The organism is Bifidobacterium apri, assembly GCF_009299485.1.
GTDB lineage: Bacteria > Actinomycetota > Actinomycetes > Actinomycetales > Bifidobacteriaceae > Bifidobacterium > Bifidobacterium apri.
The window spans coordinates 50,694-74,368 of record NZ_WBSO01000006.1 but is presented as its reverse complement, the minus strand read 5'-3'; the positions used below and the strand labels follow the sequence as shown (position 1 = coordinate 74,368).

Annotated in this window: 18 protein-coding genes and 1 tRNA gene; 10 read left to right on the top strand and 9 right to left on the bottom strand. The window is 59.7% G+C overall.

Going from position 1 to position 23,675, the window contains the following annotated elements; all coding sequences use genetic code 11:
* Positions 1-7: 7 nt before the first annotated feature.
* Both DSM100238_RS09755 and DSM100238_RS05450 read right to left on the bottom strand, forming a co-directional pair.
* The gene (locus DSM100238_RS09755; RefSeq protein WP_240812362.1) at positions 8-358 is read right to left on the bottom strand and encodes a variant leucine-rich repeat-containing protein; all 351 of its coding nucleotides are present in this window, start codon (positions 356-358) and stop codon (positions 8-10) included.
* The gene (locus DSM100238_RS05450) at positions 355-870 is read right to left on the bottom strand and encodes a hypothetical protein (protein ID WP_152355679.1); all 516 of its coding nucleotides are present in this window, start codon (positions 868-870) and stop codon (positions 355-357) included. The genes DSM100238_RS09755 and DSM100238_RS05450 overlap by 4 nt, the downstream gene beginning before the upstream one ends.
* Before the next feature lie 535 nt (positions 871-1,405).
* Here DSM100238_RS05450 and metG point away from each other — a divergent pair.
* Positions 1,406-3,304, top strand: a complete 1,899-nt coding sequence (metG, locus tag DSM100238_RS05445) for a methionine--tRNA ligase (RefSeq protein ID WP_152355678.1) — start codon at positions 1,406-1,408, stop codon at positions 3,302-3,304.
* 139 nt (positions 3,305-3,443) lie between these two features.
* On the opposite strand, the gene DSM100238_RS05440 is transcribed toward metG, so the two are convergent.
* The 3 genes from DSM100238_RS05440 to DSM100238_RS05430 all read right to left on the bottom strand — a co-directional run bounded on the left by DSM100238_RS05440 (position 3,444) and on the right by DSM100238_RS05430 (position 6,238).
* The gene (locus DSM100238_RS05440) at positions 3,444-4,451 is read right to left on the bottom strand and encodes an SIR2 family NAD-dependent protein deacylase (RefSeq protein ID WP_205730693.1); all 1,008 of its coding nucleotides are present in this window, start codon (positions 4,449-4,451) and stop codon (positions 3,444-3,446) included.
* Positions 4,452-4,525: 74 nt separating this feature from the next.
* Entirely contained in the window at positions 4,526-5,428 is a 903-nt protein-coding gene (locus DSM100238_RS05435) for a protein-ADP-ribose hydrolase (protein WP_152355677.1), read from the bottom strand.
* Between the two features lie 177 nt (positions 5,429-5,605).
* On the bottom strand, positions 5,606-6,238 hold the full coding sequence (locus DSM100238_RS05430) for an NAD(P)-dependent oxidoreductase (protein WP_152355676.1): 633 nt from the start codon (positions 6,236-6,238) through the stop codon (positions 5,606-5,608).
* A 223-nt stretch (positions 6,239-6,461) separates the two neighbouring features.
* On the opposite strand from DSM100238_RS05430, the gene DSM100238_RS05425 reads away from it, so the two are divergent.
* Complete coding sequence (locus DSM100238_RS05425; RefSeq protein WP_152355675.1) at positions 6,462-6,818, top strand: winged helix-turn-helix transcriptional regulator; 357 nt, start codon at positions 6,462-6,464, stop codon at positions 6,816-6,818.
* A gap of 657 nt (positions 6,819-7,475) precedes the next feature.
* Here the strand turns inward: DSM100238_RS05425 and DSM100238_RS05420 are convergent.
* On the bottom strand, positions 7,476-8,957 hold the full coding sequence (locus tag DSM100238_RS05420; RefSeq protein WP_152355674.1) for a C1 family peptidase: 1,482 nt from the start codon (positions 8,955-8,957) through the stop codon (positions 7,476-7,478).
* Between the two features lie 392 nt (positions 8,958-9,349).
* Between DSM100238_RS05420 and DSM100238_RS05415 the strand changes: the two genes are divergently transcribed.
* From DSM100238_RS05415 to DSM100238_RS05400, 4 genes are all read left to right on the top strand, one after another.
* The gene (locus DSM100238_RS05415; protein ID WP_152355673.1) at positions 9,350-10,309 is read left to right on the top strand and encodes a TatD family hydrolase; all 960 of its coding nucleotides are present in this window, start codon (positions 9,350-9,352) and stop codon (positions 10,307-10,309) included.
* A 628-nt stretch (positions 10,310-10,937) separates the two neighbouring features.
* Positions 10,938-13,439, top strand: coding sequence for a KUP/HAK/KT family potassium transporter (locus tag DSM100238_RS05410; RefSeq protein WP_240812369.1), 2,502 nt, complete (start codon positions 10,938-10,940; stop codon positions 13,437-13,439).
* 262 nt (positions 13,440-13,701) lie between these two features.
* A complete protein-coding gene (locus tag DSM100238_RS05405; protein WP_152355671.1) occupies positions 13,702-14,571 on the top strand; it encodes a class II glutamine amidotransferase in 870 nt (289 codons plus the stop codon).
* Between the two features lie 541 nt (positions 14,572-15,112).
* Complete coding sequence (locus tag DSM100238_RS05400; protein ID WP_152355670.1) at positions 15,113-15,838, top strand: HD domain-containing protein; 726 nt, start codon at positions 15,113-15,115, stop codon at positions 15,836-15,838.
* A gap of 140 nt (positions 15,839-15,978) precedes the next feature.
* On the opposite strand, the gene DSM100238_RS05395 is transcribed toward DSM100238_RS05400, so the two are convergent.
* Together DSM100238_RS05395 and DSM100238_RS05390 are read right to left on the bottom strand one after the other, a co-directional pair.
* Positions 15,979-17,016 carry an ATP-binding cassette domain-containing protein gene (locus tag DSM100238_RS05395; protein WP_152355669.1) on the bottom strand — a complete coding sequence of 346 codons (1,038 nt, stop codon included), beginning with the start codon at positions 17,014-17,016 and terminating at the stop codon, positions 15,979-15,981.
* On the bottom strand, positions 17,013-18,506 hold the full coding sequence (locus DSM100238_RS05390) for an ABC transporter permease (protein ID WP_167511059.1): 1,494 nt from the start codon (positions 18,504-18,506) through the stop codon (positions 17,013-17,015). The genes DSM100238_RS05395 and DSM100238_RS05390 overlap by 4 nt, the downstream gene beginning before the upstream one ends.
* A gap of 171 nt (positions 18,507-18,677) precedes the next feature.
* Here DSM100238_RS05390 and DSM100238_RS05385 point away from each other — a divergent pair, with 171 nt between their 5' ends.
* From DSM100238_RS05385 to DSM100238_RS05375, 3 genes are all read left to right on the top strand, one after another.
* Positions 18,678-20,552, top strand: coding sequence for a DUF6541 family protein (locus DSM100238_RS05385; RefSeq protein WP_240812361.1), 1,875 nt, complete (start codon positions 18,678-18,680; stop codon positions 20,550-20,552).
* Between the two features lie 317 nt (positions 20,553-20,869).
* On the top strand, positions 20,870-21,145 hold the full coding sequence (locus DSM100238_RS05380) for a hypothetical protein (protein WP_152355667.1): 276 nt from the start codon (positions 20,870-20,872) through the stop codon (positions 21,143-21,145).
* Positions 21,146-21,505: 360 nt separating this feature from the next.
* On the top strand, positions 21,506-21,793 hold the full coding sequence (locus tag DSM100238_RS05375; RefSeq protein WP_152355709.1) for a DUF5963 family protein: 288 nt from the start codon (positions 21,506-21,508) through the stop codon (positions 21,791-21,793).
* Between the two features lie 607 nt (positions 21,794-22,400).
* On the opposite strand, the gene DSM100238_RS05370 is transcribed toward DSM100238_RS05375, so the two are convergent.
* A tRNA-Ser gene (locus tag DSM100238_RS05370) sits at positions 22,401-22,485 on the bottom strand.
* A 560-nt stretch (positions 22,486-23,045) separates the two neighbouring features.
* Between DSM100238_RS05370 and DSM100238_RS05365 the strand changes: the two genes are divergently transcribed.
* Positions 23,046-23,672, top strand: coding sequence for a DUF5701 family protein (locus tag DSM100238_RS05365; protein ID WP_152355666.1), 627 nt, complete (start codon positions 23,046-23,048; stop codon positions 23,670-23,672).
* The last annotated feature ends 3 nt before the right edge of the window (positions 23,673-23,675 follow it).

Here is a 23,675-nt window from a genome sequence, read left to right as displayed (position 1 = left end):
TTTGCGGCTACGCGCGGTCGTCCCGCGGTTGCCCGAACAAAATGTCGAACGCCTCACGGACGCCTGGACCGCCCGCTTGCGATACGTATTCCAGCAGGGCGGCGTCGGCTTTGGGATTGGCGATCAGCCATTTGCGTAAGTGCGGATACTCGCGCGCGATCAGCCAGAGCGTAGACATGTCGGTATCGGGATTGCACGCGATGACGGGTGTGATGACCAGCGGGGGAGGCGGCGGTGACAGCGTGCCCGCTGCCGGGGGCTGATGTTCGGGCGCCCATCGTTGATGATGCAACCGTTCCGCCGGTTTCCTGGCTCCTTTCGGTTGGGATATGACCGATAGTCGTCGTCGCGCGCTCATGCTTGCCCCTGACTGTTGTCTGCCGCCGTGGCGGTCAGCAGTTCGCGAGCTTGCCGGATATTCGGCCAGTGACGGCTGTCGGTGTCGAAGATCGCGAGACAATCGGCCATGTCGAATGAATATCGGTTCATCAGACATCGGATGGTTCCCCCAACTTCAAGCTGCTCATCGGCCGCGTCGATCTGCACCAATGCGAGGTCGCACGCCGTTCTTGCCGGCGAAGTGACTTTCATGCCGCCGACCGTGACAATGTACTGGCTGTCAATCTGCCTGTTGAACGGGCGGATTCTACGTCCGTGCGCCAGCGAACGGTAATGCGCATCGGACACCACATCGATAGTCGAAGGGAAGTCCCCGCCCACCCAAATCCACGCGGCAAGTGACGCGCAAGCCACTACGTCCATCGGCGACGCATGGCGGCAGATCAGCCCCCGGCCGTCCGGTGTGTCGGCATGTTCCCCCAAATACGCGCTGATGTCATCAAAGCTGTGGAGCACTCCGTAATCAGCCATGCGTGTGACACACATCGGACCGGGAAGCCGGCATGTGCGGATGATCGGATGCCCGGTCGAAAACCCCTGTCGGATCACGCGGCGGCGTCCTGACGGCCCCTTGCCATGCGAGTGATGCGGTGAATCCCCTTCGCGACTGCCGGCATGTCCCGATGCGGCAGGACATGATTGCTGATGCCGTCCGGATGGTTCCGGCCGACGGCGGGTCTGCTTGCGCCCCGGTGGTGCGTTTCCTGTCAACATAGTCATACGGGGAAAGATACCGGCGTGATGCTGCGCAGGCAACGACGCTGGAAAGGAATGTGCATAACCGTGATTGCCCGGTGTACGACAACCATCCGAGCTGTGGATAACGTGTCACAGGACAGGAACCGGGCGGTATCGCAGGAGGAACGATCGGCCCAAACCGCACATGGTGCGCGCGGGCGTGATACTGTCCGTCATACGCGGCGATGCCCGGACGAATCTGCGTGTGCCTGTCCAATCCCGTCGGATAAAGCTCTTGCTGTCCGCGCTGAGCCTGATAATCAAGCATATGAGTCATATTTTGGTCAATGTTGCGTGGCCGTATGCGAACGGTCCGCGCCATATCGGGCATGTCGCCGGTTTCGGCGTCCCGTCGGATGTGTACGCGCGCTATCAGCGCATGAAGGGCAATGACGTGCTGATGGTGTCCGGAACCGATGAGCACGGCACCCCGATCCTCGTTGAAGCTGATAAAGAAGGGGTCAGCGCGCAGGAGCTCGCGAACCGCTACAACCGCGTGATCGCCAAGGATTTGTGCGACCTCGGCCTGAGCTACGACCTGTTCACCCGCACCACCACCACGAACCATGAGCACGTCGTGCAGGAACTGTTCAAACAGTGCCTGAAAAACGGGTATATCTACAAGGGCACGCAGAAAGTCGCCATTTCCCCGTCCAGTGGCCGCACCCTGCCGGACCGTTACATCGAAGGCACCTGCCCGATCTGCGGTGCCGACGGCGCGCGCGGCGACCAGTGCGACAACTGCGGCAACGAACTCGACCCGGACGAGCTGATCAACCCGGTCTCCAAAATCAACGGTGAAACCCCGCGGTTCGAAGAGACCGAGCATTTCTTCCTCGATTTGCCGGCGCTCGCCGAAGCGAATCTCGCGTGGCTCAAGACGCGCGAAGGATGGCGTACCAACGTCATCAACTTCTCGCTCGGCCTGTTCAAGGAAGTCAAGCCACGCGCCATCACGCGCGACATTGATTGGGGCATCCCCGTACCGGTCAAGGGTTGGATCGACAACCCGAACAAGAAGCTGTACGTGTGGTTCGACGCGGTGATCGGCTACTTGTCGGCGTCCATCGAATGGGCTCGCCGCAAGGGCGATCCCGAAGCGTGGCGCGCCTGGTGGAATGACCCTCAGACGCCGGGCTACTACTTTATGGGCAAGGACAACATCACCTTCCACTCCCAGATCTGGCCGTCTGAGATGATCGCGTACAACGGTGCCGGATCCAAGGGCGGCGAGACCGGCAAACTCGGTCCGCTCAACTTGCCGGAGCAGGTGGTGGCCAGCGAGTTTATGACCATGGAAGGCAAGAAGTTCAGCTCCTCGCGTGGCATCGTGATTTATGTGAAGGACATCCTGTCGCGGTACCCGGTGGATGCGGTGCGCTACTACATCTCCGTGGCTGGCCCGGAAACATCGGACTCCGATTTCACGTGGGCTGAATTCGTGCGGCACAACAATGAGGAGCTCGCCTCCAGCTGGGGCAACCTGGTCAACCGTGTCGCCAACCTCATCTACAAGAATTTCGGCGCCATTCCTGAACTCGATGAGGATTCCATGACATCCGAAGACCGCGCGTTGCTCGAGGAGACCGCTGCAGCCTTCGATGTGGTCGGCGGTCTGATCGAACGTCACCATCAGAAGAACGCGTTGAATGAAGCGATGCGCGTGGTGGGTGATATCAACAAGTACATCTCCGCCACCGAACCGTGGAAGATCAAGGATGACGAGAAGCATCTCGCCACCGTGCTGCATGTGGCCGCGCAGGCCGTGGCGGACGCAAATCACCTGCTCGCTCCATTCCTGCCGCATTCCGCGCAGAAGGTGTGGGAGGCGCTCGGCGGCAAGGGCACGTTCTCGCCGCTGCCGCATATCGAGGAGGTCGAGGATCTTGATAATCCGGACTTCCACTACCCGGTGATCACCGGCGATTACAAGCTCGGTGTGAATGTGCACCCGTGGAAGAGCGAGGCCATTGACACCGGCGCTCCGGTCGCCAAGCCGAAGCCGATTTTCGCGAAGATTCCGCAGGAAGCCGTGCAGGAGGAGCTCGATCGCTTCGAAGAGCAGCTTTCCCAGCGCAAGGCCGCGGAAGCCGAGCGTCTGGCCAAGGCGAAGGCACAGCTGGCTGAGGAAGAGGCCGCTGACAAGCCGGCCAAGACGGCTGAATAATCGCCGGCTGAACAATCGCGGATTGCGCGAATCACGCAAATCTGCGAATATGCCAGGCGGCGGGACCTGCCCTGTGAGGTGGGTCCCGCCGCCTGGTTGATTTTATGCTGGTTTTCAGCCTGATATTCTGCGAACCTATTCATCCTCTCGAAGCGATATTGCGCAGCGTGGTGTCGATGTCGGCGTCGATGAGGATGGACCGGTCGGCGATCTGCGGCGCGGTGACCGCTTCGCCGAGATTGATGCTCGCATAGGTCGCGTTGCGATTGACGGATGTCCACTGCATGAACGGGAACTTGAAGATGATCGGCGTGTTTCCGCCGCTGCCCAAGTCAAGGAACAGGGTCCGACTGCCGTCGGCTTCGCATGCCCGGCGGGTGTCGAGGAAACTCTGGTATCGTTCCGCGCATTCATGCCATGTCTCATCCTCAGCGAAGGTGTCATCGCAGCGCAGATTCGGCGCCATGGGGAATCCATCATCCGGGCAATACGGGATGAGGTCGTCCGGAATTGTCATGCCGATGCCGGCCCATCCGCCGGCCTCGTCAGCTGCAATCAGCTCACCCCAGTCGTCGGCGGTGTCGGCGGTCATGTGCGCGAAGGTGAAGCCTTGCGCGAGTAGCATGCGCTTGACATCCCGCTCGTTATCGTAGGTGCGGGAGGTGCCGGTGCGTGAGCTTTGGAACAGCCCGTAATCGCCCTGCGTGCAGAACAGGCGGTCGTCGGGGAAGCCGGCTCGCTGGAAGCAGTGGTCCACATTCGTGGTGATGACCGTGTAATCATGGCCGTCGAGCAGACTGCGCAACAGCCCGTATGTATCCTTGGGCGGGGCCATATAGCGGTTGATGTAGATGTGGCGGCTCCACCACGCCCAGTAGGTGTTGAGGTCCGGGTATTCGGCGAACCCGCCGGAATACATGTCGCCGATGCCGTATGTGTTCACGAAATCGCTGAAATACCGCTCGAAGCGTTCGCCCGAATACGTGTATCCGGCGGATGTGGACATGCCAGAACCTGCGCCGACCACAATGGTGTCCGCATCGTGGATAGCGTTCGTGAGACGGGTGATGGCATCTTCGGATGTGTCGCGATTATCCGTTGCCGGTGGATTGATAGCGGGTGGCGTGAACAGTGACATGAACGGCATGGTGGCTTCTTTCTGCGGGTTCGCGGGGTCGTGATGGGTGCCGGCGCGGTGTGGATCGGCGGTGTGCTTGCCGCCTATGCCGCCTGGTTCCCGGGAATGCCGAGCAGCTGGCGGTAGATATGCTCATCCGCCTCGCCGAAGACGTCGAAGATGACGGTCGGCGTTGTCGGAGTGCTGTCATGGTCTGGATCGGCCGGTTCGCCTGATTGGTCGGCCCTGGCGCTTGTGTCCGCATGCCGGTCAAGCCACGCACGCACAGTGCGTACGGCGATTTCAGCCGCCTCCTGCTGTGGGAAGCCGAAGACCCCGGTGCTGATGCAGCAGAATACGATGCTGTGCAGGCCGTGTGTGACGGCGAGGTCGAGACAGCTGCGATAGCTCGAGGTGAGCAGTTCGCGGTCGCGGTCGCTGGGGTGCCCTGCGGCGATTGGCCCGACGGTATGGATGACATGCGCCGCCGGCAGATTGTACCCCGGCGTGATTTTCGCGCGTCCGGGCGCCTCGGGCGTGCCTTGTTCACGCATAATTCGCGCGCATTCCAGGCGCAGCTCGACGCCTGCGAAGGTGTGGATCGCGTTGTCGATGCACAGATGCCCCGGCGCCCAGCATCCCAGCATCTCGCTGTTGGCCGCATTGACGATGGCGTCCGCCCGGATCGCTGTGATATCGCCCCGCCACAACCGCAGTCGCGGGTCGGTCGCGGAAGGGATGACGCAGGCGTCGTCGATGGCGGTGATACCCCGGTCTGCGATGATATCGTGCAACAGGGCGTCCTGGTCCTTGAGCCACCCCTTGTCCGGCTCGATCGGTTCGCGCGTGTTCACGAACGCACGGAACAGCGCCCACAGGTCCTGCGCGGTCATGGCGGACAGGGCCGCTTCATCGGTGCGGATACCCGGCGTCCAGCCGCCGGTGTGGGCGCGTTCGTCGGCAAGGTAGCGCACCAGCGGTGTCAAGCGTTGCGCAAGCTGGTTCATGTCATGCCTTTCTGGGGGTGGGGGTTTCCGTTTTGGGTTTGTCTCGTGTCCGGGGCGCGCTCGTAACATCGCGTGACAGACAAGCCCACCTCTCATGACGGTATCGTACCGGTTGTGGGAGGTGGGCATTGGCTTGACGTCGATTATCGCGAAGAGCGGTAAGGGCGCGGCTCGGGCTCAGGCGCGCACCACGGAGATGCGCTGGCCGATATGGTTGCCCTTGGCGATCTCATCAACGATGGCGATGGCATAATCGGCGTAGCTGATGATGGATTCGCCGCGATCGTTGAGCTTCAGCTCTTCGCCGGCGAGAATATACTTGCCGGTGCGCTCGCCGTCGGCCTGGAAGTCGGCTGCCGGGGAGACGAAGGTCCAGCGCACGTCCTTGCGTTCGCGAAGCTCGGCGAGTGCTTTGCCCTGTGCTTTGGCGAGCGGCTTGAAGGCGTCCGGGAAGTCCGGGGTGTCAACGAGCTGTGTCTTGTGCTCGGGGTCCACGTACAGCGATCCTGCGCCGCCGACCACGATGAGACGGGTCTGCGTGCCGGAGAGAATGTCCGCCAGGTGCTTGAGCGAGGTGGAGTGCTGCGGCAGGGTGTCGGGGCTCCAGGCGCCGAAGGCGTCCACAACCGCGTCGAAACCCTTGAGATCGTCGGCGGTCAAATCAAACAGGTCCTTGATGATGGCGTGCTGGGCGACGGTCTTGTTCTCGTCGCGTACGACGGCGGTGACGTCGAATCCGCGATCGACGGCTTCCTTGACGATGAGCTTACCGGCCTTGCCGTTTGCTGCGACTACTGCGATGGAGGTCATTGGTGTTCCTTACGATTGCTGGCTCGGGTTTCGATTTCCGGCGTGGCTTTCGGCTGGTTGCCTGGGTGAACGCCATGTCGGTATCTTTACGAACCTAGGTTTCTTTTTGACACTATTGAATATAGCAGGTATAGTTACAAAAGGAAACCAAGCAAGGAAAAGTGCCTTGGGCACCATTGGGTAACAATTTGATAGTTTCAAAGGAAAGTAGGGAAAAGAAGTCATGTCTGAAATCATGGTCGCCGGCGTGTCGCCGAGTGATTTGCCGGCTTGCCCGGTCGAAACCACACTCAAACTGATCGGCAACAAGTGGGAAGTGCTGGTGTTGCGTGATTTGATGCCCGGTACCAAACGGTTCGGAGAGCTCAAACAGTCCATCGGCGGCATTTCGCAGAAAGTGCTGACATCCAAATTGCGCGAGATGGAGGCCGATGGCTTAGTTGAGCGGCGTGTGTATGCGCAAGTGCCTCCGCGGGTGGAGTATTCGCTGACGCCATTGGGGCGCACCCTGAAGCCGGTGCTGGATGCGATGGAGCAGTGGGGAACGGCGTATAAGAAAGCTGTGGCCGCTGGGCGGTAACATGTTTTCGGGCAGACTGATACGACGCAGTGTGGGCATGTGACTGTATCGTTACAATTTCATTACATATTTGCCAGCGTATTCTCAGAAACGCACATCGTTATTCCAAGAATCAGGCTGTTTCATAATAGATGTCAGCGGTTCGACCGGTGGCGAGGCCCCTTAGGTCGGCCCCATAATTGAACCCCTTCTTCTCTCTTCTCTCTCGCCCGGCGGCTTCTCACCGCCGGGTTTCTTCTTTTCAGGCAAGTTCCGCACAACCCTTGGAGCTACCGGCTGCTGTGATATACAAACTGGCTACGCCTAGAGCCCGTTGAGCGTAGCTGGTTTGTGGGAATGATGGCGGATGTCAGTCGCAGTGGTGCGGCTGGTCGGCGGGATAATACACAAACTGGCTACGCCTGGAGCCCGTTGAGCGTAGCTAGTTTGTGGGAATGAATGATGGCGGATGTCAGTCGCAGCGGTGGGGCTGGTCGGTGGGGGTGATACACAAACTGGCTACGCTTGGAACTCGTTGAGCGTAGCCAGTTTGTGGGGATGGTGGCGGGTTTCAGCGTCGGTAGAAGCAGTGGTGGGGTTGGTCGGCGGGATAATACACAAACTGGCTACGCCCAGAGCCCGTTGAGCGTAGCCAGTTTGTGGGAATGATGGCGGACTTCAGTCGCAGCGTCGAGTCAGCGGTTGCCACGGCTCGATGTCCACTGGATCAGTGTCGAGAATCGCCTTCGTCGCCTCATCCAGATATTCCTTGCGGATGATCAGCTCGGTGACGAACCGGTCGAACCAATCTGCCGACGCGACATAATAGCCGTCCTTGCCGGCATCCTTGCCCCAGCTGTTTTCGACCTTCCAACGATCCGGCTTGCCGTCGGCATCCAGATTCACGCCGGTCAGCGTCATCGCATGGTTGCTTGCGGAATCCCAGTATTCCAATCCTTGACCCTTGTCGAAAGTGAACTCGGTGTCGAACAGCTGATCCACGCGCACGGTACCGCGGTCGAAAATCCCGGCGTCGCGCAGCGAGAACTGCATGCAATCACAGGCGAACCAAATGGGGTGACCGGCACTGAGCTGGTCAATCGCCGCCTTGCGGAACACATCAAGCGGCACGTTGACAAACTCCATATCCCCGGCTTCCGCCACATTCGCAGTCCATTTGATCCGGTACCGTTTGCCGAACGGAGTGCGGGCCATCGGCGCATTGCACAGCGTGACCGCATCATTCACATCCACCGGCACATACTTGTGCATAAATTCGAGCGGCGTGATGCCATATTCGCGGATTTGCGGACGGTCGTCACGGCCATCCTCGCCCTTGCTGGCTTTGCTGTCCTTGCCATCTTTGCTTTCCTTGGAGGCATCGGCATTCGCGGCATCGGCGGATGACTTGCCGTCGGCATCGTCGTCGCCTTTGGTCCGCGCCAGGAAATCAAACCGTTCCGGTGGCTCGCCGAGCGCGATGCAGCACATCCGGTATACCGTCGCCATATCCTCGGTTTTCACTGCGCGCAGCGCCTCCAAGCCCTCGCCCGCTGCATGACGATCGCGCAAATCGGCGGCGAATTCGCGCAACTTCGTGTTCAAATACTGCTTGAACGCATCAGAATTACGGGAATTCGCGGATTCCGGATATGCGGATTTCGGAACCAGGCCATACTTGTTGACCAGTGCGACGAACATCTGCCACCAGCCGCCATCGTCGGCGACGGTATCGTTGATGATTTCGAACACGCGGCTATCGGTCGGCTCGTCCAACGTGGCCAGCACGTTCTCCAAATACGTATTCGACTTCTCGACCGCATCCCAGAAGAACAAGTAAGACTCAGAGAATTCGAAATCCTCAAGCTTCCAACGGTGCATGAGTTCGTAGCGCAGCGTATTGAGTGAAGCGAACATCCAGCAGCGGCCGGAACGCTCCTGATTCGTGATTGAGCCCTGCTTGAGTTCGATGGAAAAATCACGCGGAAGCGCGCGCACCCCATGATAATCGGTGGCGGCCTTCAGCACGCCCATGCTGGTGGCGGCATTCGCCGCGACCGCATTCGCCCGGTCGGCATTGAACCGCTGGGAGAATTCGCGCAGTTGTCCGGGCTGCAGCGCTTTTGAATCAGCCGGATCGACAGTGCCATGATTCGCCATGATGCTCCTTACTCGTAAGTGAATCTGTCAAATGATGTACGCGTGCCATGCGCCCATGTCCAAAACCTTCATCGTACTCCGAGCGGGTTCCGGGCGGTTACTTGCCGTCGGCCATGTGCCGTCGGTCGTTTGCTGTCAGTCGCGTGCGGTATCGCGCGTATGTCAGGACATACGTTGCGCATCAGAAGAGGCGCCCGGCAGCCCGCAGATGTCGCTTGTGCGCTGTCGCGTATGTCCGGACATGCGCGAGCCGACGGATATCAAGGTGTCCCGCCATCCTTCTGCGCCTTACGCATGGTTGTGTATGCCATCACATACGCAATCGGGCAGCTGGACAGCCAATCAACCAATACCTTGGTCCATCAACGCCGCCCGCGATTAGACTGGAAGCCATGTCCAAGCATCACCATCGCGACCGCAGCTGGGCGCCCGCCCCTGAACCGCTTCCCGCCGACGCGCAGGTCATCGACAACCATACGCATGTGGCCAGCGTCGTCCCCTTCTCTCGCGAAATGAACCGGCAAGCCATCGAGCGCGACCAGCCGCCGGTGCCCGTCTATTCGGTCGACGAGCTGCTCGCCCAAGCGCAAGCCGTCGGCGTCGAGGGGATCATCGACGTCGGCTGTGAATATCCCAATCTCGGTACCGCCGTCCAGATGGCGCTTGATCATCCGGGTGTTGTCCATGCGGCACTCGCCATACATCCCAACGAGGCCGTGCTGCACGGCCACCGTGGCGTTCCCGGTCCGGACGGCCTGCCGTTGAGTTACAAGCCGTACCATGATGTCAGTTTTGAAGACGCCCTCGCGCGCGTCCACCAGCTCGCCGTCGCGCACCCGCGTGAAGTCGTTGCCATTGGCGAAACCGGTATGGACCTGTTTCGTACGGGCCAGGGTGCCAAGGAGCTGCAACGGCAAGCCTTCCGCGACCATATCGCGCTCGCCAAGGAACTGGGGCTGCCCATGCAGATCCATGATCGCGATGCGCACAGGGAAGTTATCGACACGCTGCTTGCGGACGGCAGCCCCGAACGCACGGTGTTCCACAGTTATTCCGGCGACGCCGATATGGGGCGCATCGCCGCGGAACACGGCTGGTATCTGAGCTTTTCGGGGACGGTCAGCTACAAAGGCAACGACGGCATCCGCGAATCGGCACGACTGGTGGGTCTTGACCACATCATGGTCGAGACCGACGCGCCATATCTCAGCCCGATGCCCTACCGCGGGCGGACCAACGCGCCGTACATGATTCCGTACACGTTGGCTGCGCTCGCCGATGTCTTCGATCTGCCGGTCGCCCAGGTCGCGCGCGCTACCCGCCGCACCACGCGCGAGGTGTATGGTATCTGAACGTCCGTGGTGATTCAGCGGCTCGTGAACGTGGGGGTGGGAGAGAGCGAGGACTGTCCTGCGGTGAGTCGTGGATGGTGTCGTATCTTCGTGTTGCTGTGTTCCATGTGGTTCGGGGATGGTGTATTGAGGGCGTATTTCTGCCGACATGTGGTTGATGCTTCGTCGTGTGTGGGTTCCTGTGGTGGTCGCGCTGCGGCGAGTTTGAGATGATCGTGTATCGTCGGATTCCTGTGGCCCGGGCGGCTCAGGGACTGCGAATCGTGCTCGCATCTGCGGCAGACATCGGGAGTTGCGTCGGTATGTCGGGATCCCTGCGAGCGGGTCTTGCCGGGATTCGACGGTTGGGTTCCTATCTCCAGGTCGCCGGCAGAAACTGGGCAGATTGTTCTGATCTTCCTCATTATTTCCTCTGGTGGTTGCAATATCTCGCGCCCGTCGTATAGACTTGCCGCTGTCTGTAAAGGAATCGTGATGACAGCACGGTTCCGATGCCAGGCAAGAGAGTTCACGAGCGGGGAAGGTCCCCGCCGATGGAGGAAATGTTATGGCGGAATCACGGCAGCGTGAATCTTCGCATACCGCCAATCAGTCTACGCAATCAGAAGAGCAGAAGGCTGACGAACGTATGCGTGAGACGTTGCTGAAGGCCGATACCTTCACCAACGCGCCCAAGGTCTCCCGCAAGACGACGACCAAGGAAGAGCGCGAGGTAATCGCCAAGCAGCAAGAAGAAGAGCATAAGGAAGCGGAGAAACTCGCGAAAACCGCGACCAAGGGGGCTATCGGCCGCTGGTGGACGCGAGTGCAGTCCGGTCCGAACAAAGTCACATTCACCATGGCGATTGTCGCCCTGGGTGTGGTGTACGGCGATATCGGTACGTCGCCGCTGTACACGATGCAGACCTTCCTCAATGGCCAAGGCGGCATCCAGCATGCTGACAGGGAAGCAATCCTCGGCGTGCTGTCCCTCGTGTTCTGGTCAATCACACTGATCACCACCGTAAAATACGTGCTGATCGCCATGCGCATCGACAACAAGGGCGAAGGCGGTATTTTCGCCCTATACTCGTTGATCCGCAAATACGGTGCCTGGCTGGCGATCCCCGCCATGCTCGGCGGCGCCGCGTTCCTCGCAGATTCAGTGCTGACCCCGGCCGTGTCGATTTCTTCGGCAGTCGAAGGCCTGAAAACCATTCCGGTGTTCGAACCGTTGTTCCGGGAAGACGCGAATCTGACGATGATCATCACCGCGGTCATCATCCTGCTGCTGTTTTCGGTGCAGTCACGCGGTACGGAAAGCATCGGGCGCGTTTTCGGCAGTATCGTGATGGTGTGGTTCGCCTTCCTCGCCGTCGTGGGCGTGTTCAACCTGGGCAATGATTGGAGCGTATTCGCCGCACTCAACCCGGTGTACGGCATCCGCTTCCTGTTCAGCCCGCATAATGCGGCGGGCATTGCGCTCATGGGCACGGTCTTCCTGTCGACCACGGGTGCGGAAGCCTTGTATTCGGATATGGGTCACGTCGGCCGCGGCAATATTTACTTCACTTGGCCGTTCATCAAAGTCGCGCTCGTGTTCAACTACTTCGGACAGGGTGCGTGGATGCTGCGCAATCAGCACAATCCTGCGCTTGAGAACGTAGACAGCCTGAACCCGTTCTTCCAGATGATGAGCCCGGGCGTGCGGTATATTGCGGTCGCGCTGTCGGTCACCGCAGGCATTATCGCTTCGCAGGCGCTGATTACCGGCGCGTTCACCATGGTCGCCGAAGCCACCGGTCTCAACTGGATGCCGCATCTTCAGGTGCGCTACCCGGCTCGTACGCGCGGCCAGCTGTATATTCCGGTGGTCAACGGCGTGCTGTGCGTCTCCACGCTTGCCGTGCTGTTCCTGTTCCGTGATTCGGAGCATATTTCCGCCGCGTACGGTCTTGCGCTGACCATCACGATGATCACCACCACCGTGCTGCTCGCCGTGTACATGTGGTACAACCGGCACAAGGTCGGGGCGATCGTGTTCTCGATCGTGTTCCTGTCCATCCAGATCATGTTCTTCATCGCATCGATGGCGAAGTTCATGCATGGCGGCTGGTTCACCATGCTGCTGACCTTGCTGATTCTGATGATCATGGTCACGTGGAATGACGGCACGAAGATCGAACGGTCGCAGCGTCGCCATATGAAGCGCAAGGATTTCCTGCCGGCGCTCGAGAAACTGCATGGCGACTTCCGCATCCCGTATTTCGCGGACAACATCGTGTATCTGACATCCGACAGCGAGATGAAGCGTCTTGATACGGATATCTTCTTCTCGATTTTCGCTGACCACCCCAAGCGTGCGCGCGCATGGTGGGCGGTGTCCGTGCAGACGACCGACGAGCCGTTCACTCGCGAGTATTCGGTGGAGGATTTCGGTACCGATTATCTGTTCAGAGTGAAGATTCGGCTTGGTTTCAAGGTTTCTCAGTCCATTCCTGCATATATCCACCAGATCATGCATGATTTGGAGCATACGGGTGAACTGCCGCAGCAGAAGTCGCAATATCCGAAGCTCGACGCCGATCCGGGTGTGGGCACGATCAAGTATGTGCTGATTCACAAGGCGCTGATGCCGGAATCTACGATTTCGCAGCGTGGTGCGTTGTCTCTGCAGATGAAATACGCGATTCGTCACGCGGCGGGTTCGCCGGTCAAGTGGTTCGGCCTGGCGCCGTACAATCCGCTGATTGAGGTGCAGCCGCTGTTCCTGTCGACGCGTCGGCCTCCGAGACTGAAACGCGAGGCGAATAATCTGCGCCAGATTGAGTCGAGTGAGGATGTGCTCGCGCTGACGAAGTCTTCGACGAAATCCGCCGCATCCAAGGAGACCAAGGATGCCAAGGAAACCAAGGCATCGGCGAAAGCAGAGAGCCAGGCGGCCAAGTCAGGTGGCGCAAAGCCCGCGGCCAAGCCGGCTGGCGGCGCCAAGCAATCTGTCGCAAAACCACAGGCGGCGAAACCGTCTGCAGTCAAGCCCGCCGCGAATCAGGCCTCGAAACAGGCGAAGCCGACGACGCAACACCATCCGGGCAAGGCCGGTGGAGTGTCGAAACAAACCGGATCAGGCCATCACGGCGGCGAGAAGTAAGCCAATCGCGGCCGGTGGCATTTTTGCCGCATCGCCCGTCGCATATTTGCGGCTTGTCATCGCATGTGATAGGCGTCGGGTGGTGAGCGCCGGGTGGTGAGCGCCGGGTTGGGCGCCGACGTGTGATACTGAGGGCCGTTCGCCATGTCTGCTGCGCTGTTGAGCGCAGGGCATGGCGGGCGGCCCTTGGCTATAACGCTATAACAAACCTCTATAGCCGCGCGCACAGGCGGTGTCCTACTTACCGTTAGAGTGGATGAATATGTGCAGATTACTGGGTTATGCGACTGCGGGTATCAACCGCAGTCTGGAGGATGTGCTGGGCGGTCAGGCTGTCACGGACTTTCGCGCGATGAGCGCAGTCCACAATGACGGCTGGGGCACCGCTTCGCTGCGCACGCCCCAGGAACCGCCATACCGTAGGGATGGCGGCGCGCCTTCGCCGGAAACCGGTACGCGTCTGTACAAAACAACGACGTCTGCGTTGCATGATCCCGTATTTGAGGATCTCGCCAAACAGCCGGCACGCGGAGCATTGTGGCATTTCCGCCTCGCCAGCTCCCATCTGCCGCTGATTCTGGAGAACCAACAGCCGTTCTTCGCCAACGGGTTGAGTTTCATCCATAACGGCGATATTTCGGATGAACACGGCCGCAACATTATTGAAAACCGTGACTTTCCTGTGGACCACAGCGTGTTCCTGTCCACGGGGGGTCGCAGCGATTCCGCGGTGTTCTTCGCGGTGATTCTGGAGTATATCGGTTTTGGTTTCCCACTGGATGAGGCAGTCGCTCAGGCGGTGCGCGAACTGCGGCAGACGTATCCGAAATCCAGTTACAACTGCATGATTCAAAGCGGCGACCAGCTGGTCGCGTTGCGGGCTTCGGGGCGGACCGAGGTGCCGTCGCGCATCATGGAGGTTTACTCAGGGTACGGTTGGCAGCAGCATGCCATTGACTATCGCGTTATCAGGTATCGGCGGATTCTAGGGGTTGACGGGACCTCCGAAGGCGTGGTTGTCGCCAGTTCCGGCTTCCCGCAGAGTGAGGCTGACGGTTGGACGGAGCTGAACAACGATGAAATGATCGTCGCTTCGAATCGTACCGGTGATTTCCGTCTCGAAACCATCTGAGAGTTCGCCCTAACCCACAAACCGTTTACGCTGGCGGGCTTGTGGGTGTAGCTGGTTTGTGTGTCTGCCCAGACTGTTTACGCTGGCGGGCCTGTGGGTGTAGCTGGTTTGTGTGTCTGCCCAGACTGTTTACGCTGGCGGGCCTGTGGGTGTAGCTGGTTTGTGTGTCTGCCCAGACTGTTTACGCTGGCGGGCTTGTGGGTGTAGCTGGTTTGTGTGTCTGCCCAGACTGTTTACGCTGGCGGGCTTGTGGGTGTAGCTGGTTTGTGTGTCTGCCCAGACTGTTTACGCTGGCGGGCTTCTGGGTGTAGCTGGTTTGTGTGTCTGCCCAGACTGTTTACGCTAGTGGGCCTGTGGGTGTAGCTGGTTTGTGTGCCTACCCAAACTGTCTACGCTGGCGGGCTCCTGGGCGTAGCTGGTTTGTGTGCCTACTTAAACCGGTGATGCTGGGAGGGCGTGTTGCGTAGCTGGTTTGTGTGTGAGGGAGCGCTTCTGGCGCAATGGGCGGAGGGGATTCGGCTCGCTCCCTACAATGGACCGTATGAGTGGATATGTTCCGACATTGGCCCAAGTTGATGAGTTGCACAGGAAAATCGCGCCATCGCAGGCCGCATACGATTTGATACACACGCATTGCGTCATCGTCGCGACCATCGCCCGCGAAATCGTCCGGCATCAGAACGCGTTGTTCGTGCGACGCTGCACGCTGCCGAAAGACCAATCCGGACGTCCTGACCCGTCGCAAGCCGCTGCATCCGACGGCATCACCGGCGGCGAGATCCCGCCGAGACTGTTGGACGAAAACCTCGTCGTGATTGGCGGGCTGCTGCACGATATCGGCACGTATCGCGTGCTCAAACAGGACGGCTCCGACGGCGAACCGTTGAAATTCGACGGTCCGCGCTATATCAAGCACGGATTGCTCGGCTACCAGTATCTGCTGGATGAGGGAGTGGACGAATCCATTGCCCAATTCGCGCGCAACCATACAGGCGTGGGGCTGACGAAGGATGAGGTCATCCGACAGGGGCTGCCATTGCCGCCGGCGGATTACGTTCCGCTGAATCTCGAGCAGGAAGTGGTGATGGTTGCGGACAAGTACAACAGCAAATCCGTACCCCCGAAATTCCTGACCGCGCAATCCTACGCGGACAAGGCCGCCCGATTCGGCGAAGAGAACCGTCGCGCCTGGCTTGATTTGGTGGAGAAGTACGGCGAGCCGGATATTCCGGCGCTGGCCGAGCGGTTCCACCAGCGTGTGGTGTGAGCGCGGCACGGAGCTGGATTCAGGGGTACTGAGCCTTTGACCGCATGGCACGCTGATGATGAAAAGCATGGCCTGCATCCTCAATGCCGGGGATGCAGGCCATGCTTATATCAGCGGGTTGGCGGCTGCCCGCCGAACGCCTACTCGTACAGGGTGAACGCCTCGTCGCAAGCGTCGGCCACCTCGTCGTTGTCGGTGACGATGATCACGCAACGCCCGGTATCCGCGGTCTGCCGGTTCGGGTGGGCGAGACTGTTGAGCAGATCGAGGATGGTTGCGGCGTCATCCGCATCCAGACCGCCAGTCGGCTCGTCAAGCAGCAAAATCCCGGCTTCGCAGCAGATGGCACGTGCGATGGCCAGCCGCCTGCGGTCGATTTCCCTGAGCTTGCCTGCGGGGGTGTGGACGAGCGCTTCATAGTTCTCTGTGGCGAGCTCGCTGCCATCGCCGAAATCGGTCTGGTCCAACAGGTCGCGCGCGATATCGGGCTTGGGCTGCAGGAAGTTGCGGCCGGATGCGTCCATCGTGTATACGAGGTTGTCAATGGCGTCCAGGTCATCGCGAATTGCATAGCGTTGCGGCACCACGCCAAGACGGTGCGCGCGCGCTTCAGCCGGGTCGAAGGACGCGAGGTCGGTGCTTTTCAGCATGACCCTGCCGCCGGTCGGGAACACCATGCCTGATGCGACGGCCATGAATCCGGCGCGCTGTTCGGCGTCATCGGGGTCGACCATGATCGCGTAGGTGCGGCCGTTGTAGCAGTCCATGCTGATGTTGTCGAGGACGTCACGGCCGGTTTTGCGGTTGCTGAGGATGACGTTGTTGAACGCGAACGACGGATACGCCTTCAGCGTGACGTGACGACGATGGCGCAGCTCCTTGTCGATGTGGGACGAAGCGCGGGTCGCGGTGTCGGCGTGTGCTACCGTCCGCGCGCTGCGGGCGTGCGGGGTGTGTGCCGCGTCGTCGCTGCCTGTGGCGGCTGCCTTGGTGTCGGTTTGCGCGTCGGCATCTGCGTCGGTATCGACGTCGGCAGAATCCGCAGGGTGCTCATCCGTCGCAACGGTGTCATCCGCGGTATCGGTGTCATCGATGACGACGCTGAATTGCACGGCTTCCGTGGATTCGTCCAGCTGTTCGATCTGGTCGGCCTTGACGGGCTCGTTGTTCTCGCTCACTTGGATTCCTCCTTGGTTTGTTCGGCCTGTGGCGCCGGGGCAGTGGTGTCTGCGGTGTCTTCGATGGGTTGCGTGGCGGGAGTGGCGCGCGGCGCGAACAAGGTGATCCTGCGCACGGCGACGACACGGAACATGGCGATGAACGACAACACCAAGCAGACGAGCAGGCCGTAGCCGATGGTCTGCCACACGAGGCTCGCGGATATCGTCACGTCATACCCGCCGGCGAGCTGATGGGCGAGGGGCGTGGTGCCGAATCCGCCTGCCAGTGTGCCGATCGCGAAGCCGAATACCGTGGGGAACAGCACTTCCAACATGAACTGCCATGCGATGCGCGCCTTGGTGACGCCGACCAGCATGGCGGTTGCGATTTCGCCTCGGCGGTGCACCAAACCGAGCGCCACCAGTACGATCAGCAACAACCCGCCGACGATAAGCAGCACAATACGTGCGATGCGCAAGCGTTCTGCCAGCTTGCCCAGCGGCTTGATGCTTTCGGTGTAGGCCTCAAGCGAAGTGGAGACGATTTCGTAGCCGGTCGGCAGCTTCGCCTTCTTGACCAGCGCGACGAACTTCTTGTACGCGCTCACGCTGTCAAGCGTAAAGGTGACCTGGAGATCCGGAACCGCCCATCCTTTGCCGGTGGTCGTGTCGAAGTTGTTGATGGCGAAGGCGTAGTAGCCGACGAAAATCGCGTTATCGCGATTGTCTTTCGCGAGTTTCGTTGATGCGGCGGCCTTCCCGTCCGTGTAGCGGTAGATGCCGGCGACCTTGAGCTTGACGGTGGTCTTCGCGTCGGTGGGGTTGGCGATGGTGAAGGTGTCGCCGACCTTGAGGTTGTTCTTCTTGGCGACGGTTTCCGAAATCAGCGCCGAAGTCGAATCCGTGCTGGAGGTGGAGTAGGACAGGTTCTTGCCCTTGACGATGGTGAAGGCGCCTTGTGCGTTGGCTTTGGCGGCTTCCTTGCTGTAGAAGGTGCGCAGCGTGAACTCGCCGCCCGTCTTGCTGGCGTCTTGGTCGGCGGTTCCCGCCACCGCTTTGAACTTGGATGTCTGCCTGACCGGCACGGATTCGGTGAAGGTGTAGGTGAAGCTGACGCTGGCGCTCTGCGCGGCGCTGGCGTAGGTGGAATACTGCGTCCACGACAGGTAGTTCTTGGTCCAACTGGAGTCGGCGCCGTTGTACTTCGACTGTACGGACTGCTTGAGTTTCAGGTCGAGCGTCGGTTTTTGGGCGTCGTAGCCGGAACCGTACGCGGTGTCGCTTGCTTGGATGACCGCAGTGGAAAACATCGTTCCGAAGGTGACAATCAGGGCGGTGATAGTGGTGAGCAGTGAGCGCCACTTGTGGCGTTTGAGCGCTGCCCATGCGTTCTTGAGAACGAACATGCGGTACTTCTCCAGTCTCTGGCGGTGCTTGCCGCCGGGTGCGTACATGATGGCGTTGGCCGGGACGCTCCAGTCAGCGGGGCAATAATCCCATACCAACACTATTGCTAGTCTACGTTCATGTAGTCTTGCGCGACACTGACATTGTACTTGTGAAATGCTGAGAAATCCTTGAATTTGGCGTATGCGCGGCGGATTGTCCTGATTTTTGCGGTCTGTCTCGCTGGTATGCGGTCAATTCGTGCCACACATCGGCTCCGATAGAATGAGGGGGTGAAGTTTGCTCGTTGGATGCCGCCGGTGATCGGGGTGGGTATTGCGTTTGGCGTGGTGATGGGATGGTTCCCGCACACGTCGATGATCTGGCATTATCCGTTGCAGCAGATTGACGCTCCGGCACATTATTATTTCATCCGCCGAATTCTTCAGGAGGGGCTTGGCGCAGCGACGCACCTGTGGCCGAATGACGCGTATTATCCGCCGCTGTTCCATCTGCTTGCCGCCGGGCTGGTGAAGGTGGCGTCGGTGTTCGGCACGGATATGCCGATCTACGCGGCGGTGAACATCGTATGGCTGGTGACTTCGGGGATCGTGTGGCCGGCTGGCGTCCTGATGCTGTCCACATACTGGACGCGTTTGGTGGACAGCCGCCTGTTCTCCGGCGCAATGGCGATTATCGTGCCCGTGCTGTCCGTGTCCTCGGCAAGCCATCCGTTCCTCATGCTCGCCCGAGGGCCTCTATTCGCCTATGGATTGGCGACGTCCTTGCTGCCGTATTGGTTATACGCCACGCTGCGCTTATGCGATGCCCTGATCGACCGATGGCGGCGCCACACAGACGACAACACGGGGCAGCCCGCAGCGGCGCAGCCACGCATATGGCCGTGGATTGTGGGATTCATCGCTATTGGTGGGCTGTGCGTATTCGCTCATCCGCGCATCGTGTTCTCCTGGCTGCTGCTTATGGCACCGTTCATCGTGCTGCGCATGCCATGGAAAGTGATCGCAGCGCTCGCCGGCGCGGTCGTGTGCGGGGCGGTCGCGCTGTTCGTATACATGCGCGCCTCCTACCAATCCAACCGATACAGTAATCCGGCGTCATGGTTCCACACTTTTGTGCCGTCATGCAGCGTGCCTGAAGCGCTCCGCACCTTTATCACAGACAACATTTCCGGCCCGGCCGGCTGGCTGATGGCTGTCGTGACCGTGCTTGCGCTGGTGGTCATCGGGTTCGTGATCGCACGTCCCCGGACGGTATTCCGGCATGATGACGGCGAGGACGGAGGATATCGCAACACCCGCAAAGACGCGATCTCCTTGGTCGTTGCCTGGTTGTTGCTCATGCTGCTGTTCGTGTGCTCGACTTCGCTGACCGGATGGTTCCCCAACATCGTTGCCGCAGCGTGGTATCGCGCCGACACCCGGCCGCTGAGCATGATTCCGTTCGGCATGATTCCGCTGCTCGTGTTTGCTGCGTGTGCGGCGGCAAGCACAGATGCGTCGGTGTCGGTCCCGGCACCGTGGAACGGCGGTGTGCGCACGGAGCAGGGTATTCGGCTGACGTGCGCCGTCTTGCGGCGCATCGTTGTTGTTGTTGTGCTGGCTGCGCTCGCCGTCGTCTGCCAGTTCGGCAATACGGAACGGGCGGCGTTGTCGCAATCCGTCTATCGCAATGTGCAGCTGACTGATGACCGACCGACTGAGCAGCTGACATCCAGCAAATACCACGCGCTCAGTGAGGTCGTGAAGGTGACCGGCACGCGCGCGGTCATCATTTCCGACCCGCTCAACGGCTCGATGTATGCCGTCAGCCTCTACGGCGCCAACATGTTCTACCCGATATACAACCCGATGAAAGAGAAGAACGGCGCGAAATTTGAACAGACGGAGCTGGCGTTCGCTTCGGGTGAGGGCGACCGGCTGTTGGGCACCGTCTGCCCGCTGGGCAATGGGGAAGCTGTGTACTTCCTGGCGATGGGCCCCCAGGCGCCGAGCCTGCAGATGTTCACCTTCCGTCAGCAGTACGACATGTTCCATGACGAGAAGCTGATCGACGGGTATGTGAGGAGTGGCACGCTTGTCAAGGTGCGCGATCTGGGGCGGTATGGACGCGGCTGGGCGCTGTATCGTGTCGATTGCGCGCATTGAGTGGTGGTGAGTTCGGTGAGTGGCGGTCCGCACGAATGCCATCGTTGGCGGTGTTATGGGCGGCGAACTGCAAGTCGAATCAACAAACCCGTGACATTTGCCTATATTCCGCGTGTCTATCTCTTGAGGACGTTCGCGATATGGGTAATCTGAGACTAACAGTGTGATGCACGGTACACGTAGCTGGTCTCGTCGGTTCTTCGGGGGGGGGCTCAAGCCCGTCGTGCTTCTCCCTGTTGCACAATGCTCGTGCAGCCGCTTCGCAATAGTGCGTTTGCGTGCGAGCCGAGCGCATCGAATGAATGAAAGAAGCGACAATGGCCAACGACAAGAACAACAAGGATGTCAAGGATGTCAAGAAAGCGTTCGGTGACATCGATCTCGTGCTTATCAACATCGTTGTTTTGCTGATACTCCTTACGATAATGCTTCCTTCGGGCGAGTGGACTCCGATGGCGGTGATCTGCGTACTGATGATGCTCAACGTCACCGAGATGGTGGCCAAGATGACGAAGAAAGTCGCCAAGCGCGCCGAGCGGGAAGGCAAGATCCCGCAGCAGGGGGCCGGGGCTAAGGCGGCGGCCTCTGAGTGAGCCGGGCCGGCCGGCATTGTCGGCCTTAGCCGGTTCTCGGGCCTACCTCGCCGGTCCCGCCGGACTGCGGTGAGGCGCTGCAGCCGCCGGCATCATCGGCACTTCTGGCGTGTATCTCGCATTTCTGTAGTACCTCGCAAACCATATCTTGCATTAGCGGGTTCAAAAACTGCGATATCCGAAGTATGGGCCACGGAATATCAACGCCGCTACTCGCCCGTACCGCCTTCTGTGAACCCGGTAATGCGGGATACAGATTGCGAGGTACTACACAAATGCGAAATACAACGGTGTACCGGGGCAAGCCAGACCCGGAGACAATGCCCGGACTATCGCATCAAGGGGGTACCATTGGGGTTCATGAAGAAAAAAGGCATCGCTATCGCCCTAGCCGTCGGATTCGCAATCGCAATGGTGCTGATGGGCATCTCGATCTACTTCGGCTACACGGAAGCCTACCGCACCAATGCCAGTGCGCTGACCGTCAGGATGTTCGGCATCCCCATCTACGAACTGACCAAGCGCGGCGAGGCGTACACCGGGGAAAGCATGGGTCCGTGGATGGGTTTCGTATGCGCGATCTGCATGGCGCTCGCCGTTGTTGTGGAAGAAGTGGTCAGCGCGGTTAGTAAGGCGAAGCGGCGCTGAGTTTCCTGGGGTTTGGCGGATGGGATGCGTATGAGCGCGTTGTGCGGAGAATGCGTCATTGCTGCGGCTGTGCGACGATTCAGTGTTTGCCAAGGCTGATTAGCACAAGACTTGTGTCGATTCAGCAGTTGCGTACTGACCTCCATTGGGAAGTAGTGAGAACCTAGTGGGCAGTGTCAAGGGAACGAGAGAGTCGGCGTAAGCACTCATTGAGTGAAAAATATTGATGGGGATCCCGAGGGGATGAGCCATGCCATTGCAAGATTCCTTTTTGACTAAATTGTGAAGTGTGGCACTAGCGAATTTCAAGCTTCGTCCTGAATATCGGCCAGTTCTTTTCTCGTTGCTTTTGTCTTCGAATACGCGAGTTGTACGGCAGCGCCGTGAATCAAGCATGTCCATGTGGCTCTCCAATCGTGAAGGTGGTACGCCGATCTGACCTACCGTACGTACCACCTCCCCTACCGCGGATATCGGCTTATCGGACGGTGCGAAAAGGCATTTGAAGGTAAGTCTGCGTTCGGTGTGAATCGTCGCGAATCAACGGAATGGAGCCGTTTTTCGGCATGAAAAAAGGGTTTTGAGATTTCGCTCAAAACCCTGCGTGCGGAGGATACGAGATTCGAACTCGTGAGGCTGTTACACCAACACGCTTTCCAAGCGTGCGCCATAGACCACTAGGCGAATCCTCCATTGCTTTCGGAAACCCGCATATGCGTGTAACCGGGCAACTCGAATAGAATACCACGAACCATGAGACATGCAAACTTACATGGGTGTGTCGGAACGATGGACTGACAATCCGGAGTTCTTGCGGGAGATGTGTCGCAGGGTGTGCTGGATGTCGTACGGGTTGTGTCGGATTGTCGCGGATGTTGGGATATCTGTGGGTTGTTGGGGGTATTGATAGACGGGGAGTGTGGGTTGTGGGCGTATCTGCGAGTTGCCGGGGTGTGGGGTGTGCGGGGAGTGTTGGATGTCGTGCCGGTTGCGTCAAGTTGTCGCGGATGTGTCGATGATTGCCGGCAGTTGTCGGCAGTTGGCGGCGTCATCGCACGGGCAAGAGCATATAGGTGCGCATCTGCGGATTCCCGCGGGGTGGAACGCCGGTACGCAAAACCGCACGCGTCGTTGGCTCGCCGCCGGCATGCGATTCGTTGCTCCTCACGCGGATGTCCTACACCAATCCGGCTGAGACCTCAGTGCGTAATCGACGGTTGCCCGCTCATGCAGATGTCCTACACTTGGGGGTATGTCCATCGCATCACAGGAAGCACTCAAACAGCTCGACCGCATTGTCGCGCTCGGCTACCCTGATGTGGCCGATATGAGCGCCGAAGCATTCCGCGCCCTCGCACGTCCGCTCATCAGCGCGCTTGACAACAGCGATCTCGGCTCCAATATTCTGCTCGTGCCGACACGCGAACTGGTGTCCCCAGAATCCTTGATTTCGCGAACCAGCATCAACCGCATGGCGGGTTTCACAACGATGCCGCCGCGCGATATCGCCAGTTTCCTGCCGCAGGACGGTTTTGAGCCTCCAGAGGGTCCGTTCTACCTGGTCATCGATCCGCATACCGGCACGGCGTATGTCAACCGTGAACCGGATGTCGCGCGCAAACTCATCGATTCCGACGAACGCCTGCCGCTCACGCTTGAGGAAGGGCTCGCCATCGCCACCCAGCACCCGGACTGGTTGGTGGAGAAGAACGGGTTCAACCTGCTGGGATCGCGCAGCGCCGACGGCCGTGCCCCCAGCATCTGGATGAGCCAGAACGCTCCTCGCTTGGGCGCGGTGTGGCCGAACTCGCGGCACACATGGCTGGGCAACGCCTACTGCCGGTCGCGCTGCGGCGTATCGTTGTTCCACTGGGCGTGATCG

What these genes read in the sequence shown, in the direction of transcription:
- DSM100238_RS09755 (WP_240812362.1), bottom strand. Translation starts at nt 358, where the DNA reads ATGAGCGCGCGACGACGACTATCGGTCATATCCCAACCGAAAGGAGCC.
- DSM100238_RS05450 (WP_152355679.1), bottom strand. Translation starts at nt 870, where the DNA reads ATGGCTGATTACGGAGTGCTCCACAGCTTTGATGACATCAGCGCGTAT.
- metG (WP_152355678.1), top strand. Translation starts at nt 1,406, where the DNA reads ATGAGTCATATTTTGGTCAATGTTGCGTGGCCGTATGCGAACGGTCCG.
- DSM100238_RS05440 (WP_205730693.1), bottom strand. Translation starts at nt 4,451, where the DNA reads ATGCCGTTCATGTCACTGTTCACGCCACCCGCTATCAATCCACCGGCA.
- DSM100238_RS05435 (WP_152355677.1), bottom strand. Translation starts at nt 5,428, where the DNA reads ATGAACCAGCTTGCGCAACGCTTGACACCGCTGGTGCGCTACCTTGCC.
- DSM100238_RS05430 (WP_152355676.1), bottom strand. Translation starts at nt 6,238, where the DNA reads ATGACCTCCATCGCAGTAGTCGCAGCAAACGGCAAGGCCGGTAAGCTC.
- DSM100238_RS05425 (WP_152355675.1), top strand. Translation starts at nt 6,462, where the DNA reads ATGTCTGAAATCATGGTCGCCGGCGTGTCGCCGAGTGATTTGCCGGCT.
- DSM100238_RS05420 (WP_152355674.1), bottom strand. Translation starts at nt 8,957, where the DNA reads ATGGCGAATCATGGCACTGTCGATCCGGCTGATTCAAAAGCGCTGCAG.
- DSM100238_RS05415 (WP_152355673.1), top strand. Translation starts at nt 9,350, where the DNA reads ATGTCCAAGCATCACCATCGCGACCGCAGCTGGGCGCCCGCCCCTGAA.
- DSM100238_RS05410 (WP_240812369.1), top strand. Translation starts at nt 10,938, where the DNA reads ATGCGTGAGACGTTGCTGAAGGCCGATACCTTCACCAACGCGCCCAAG.
- DSM100238_RS05405 (WP_152355671.1), top strand. Translation starts at nt 13,702, where the DNA reads ATGTGCAGATTACTGGGTTATGCGACTGCGGGTATCAACCGCAGTCTG.
- DSM100238_RS05400 (WP_152355670.1), top strand. Translation starts at nt 15,113, where the DNA reads ATGAGTGGATATGTTCCGACATTGGCCCAAGTTGATGAGTTGCACAGG.
- DSM100238_RS05380 (WP_152355667.1), top strand. Translation starts at nt 20,870, where the DNA reads ATGGCCAACGACAAGAACAACAAGGATGTCAAGGATGTCAAGAAAGCG.
- DSM100238_RS05375 (WP_152355709.1), top strand. Translation starts at nt 21,506, where the DNA reads ATGAAGAAAAAAGGCATCGCTATCGCCCTAGCCGTCGGATTCGCAATC.
- DSM100238_RS05365 (WP_152355666.1), top strand. Translation starts at nt 23,046, where the DNA reads ATGTCCATCGCATCACAGGAAGCACTCAAACAGCTCGACCGCATTGTC.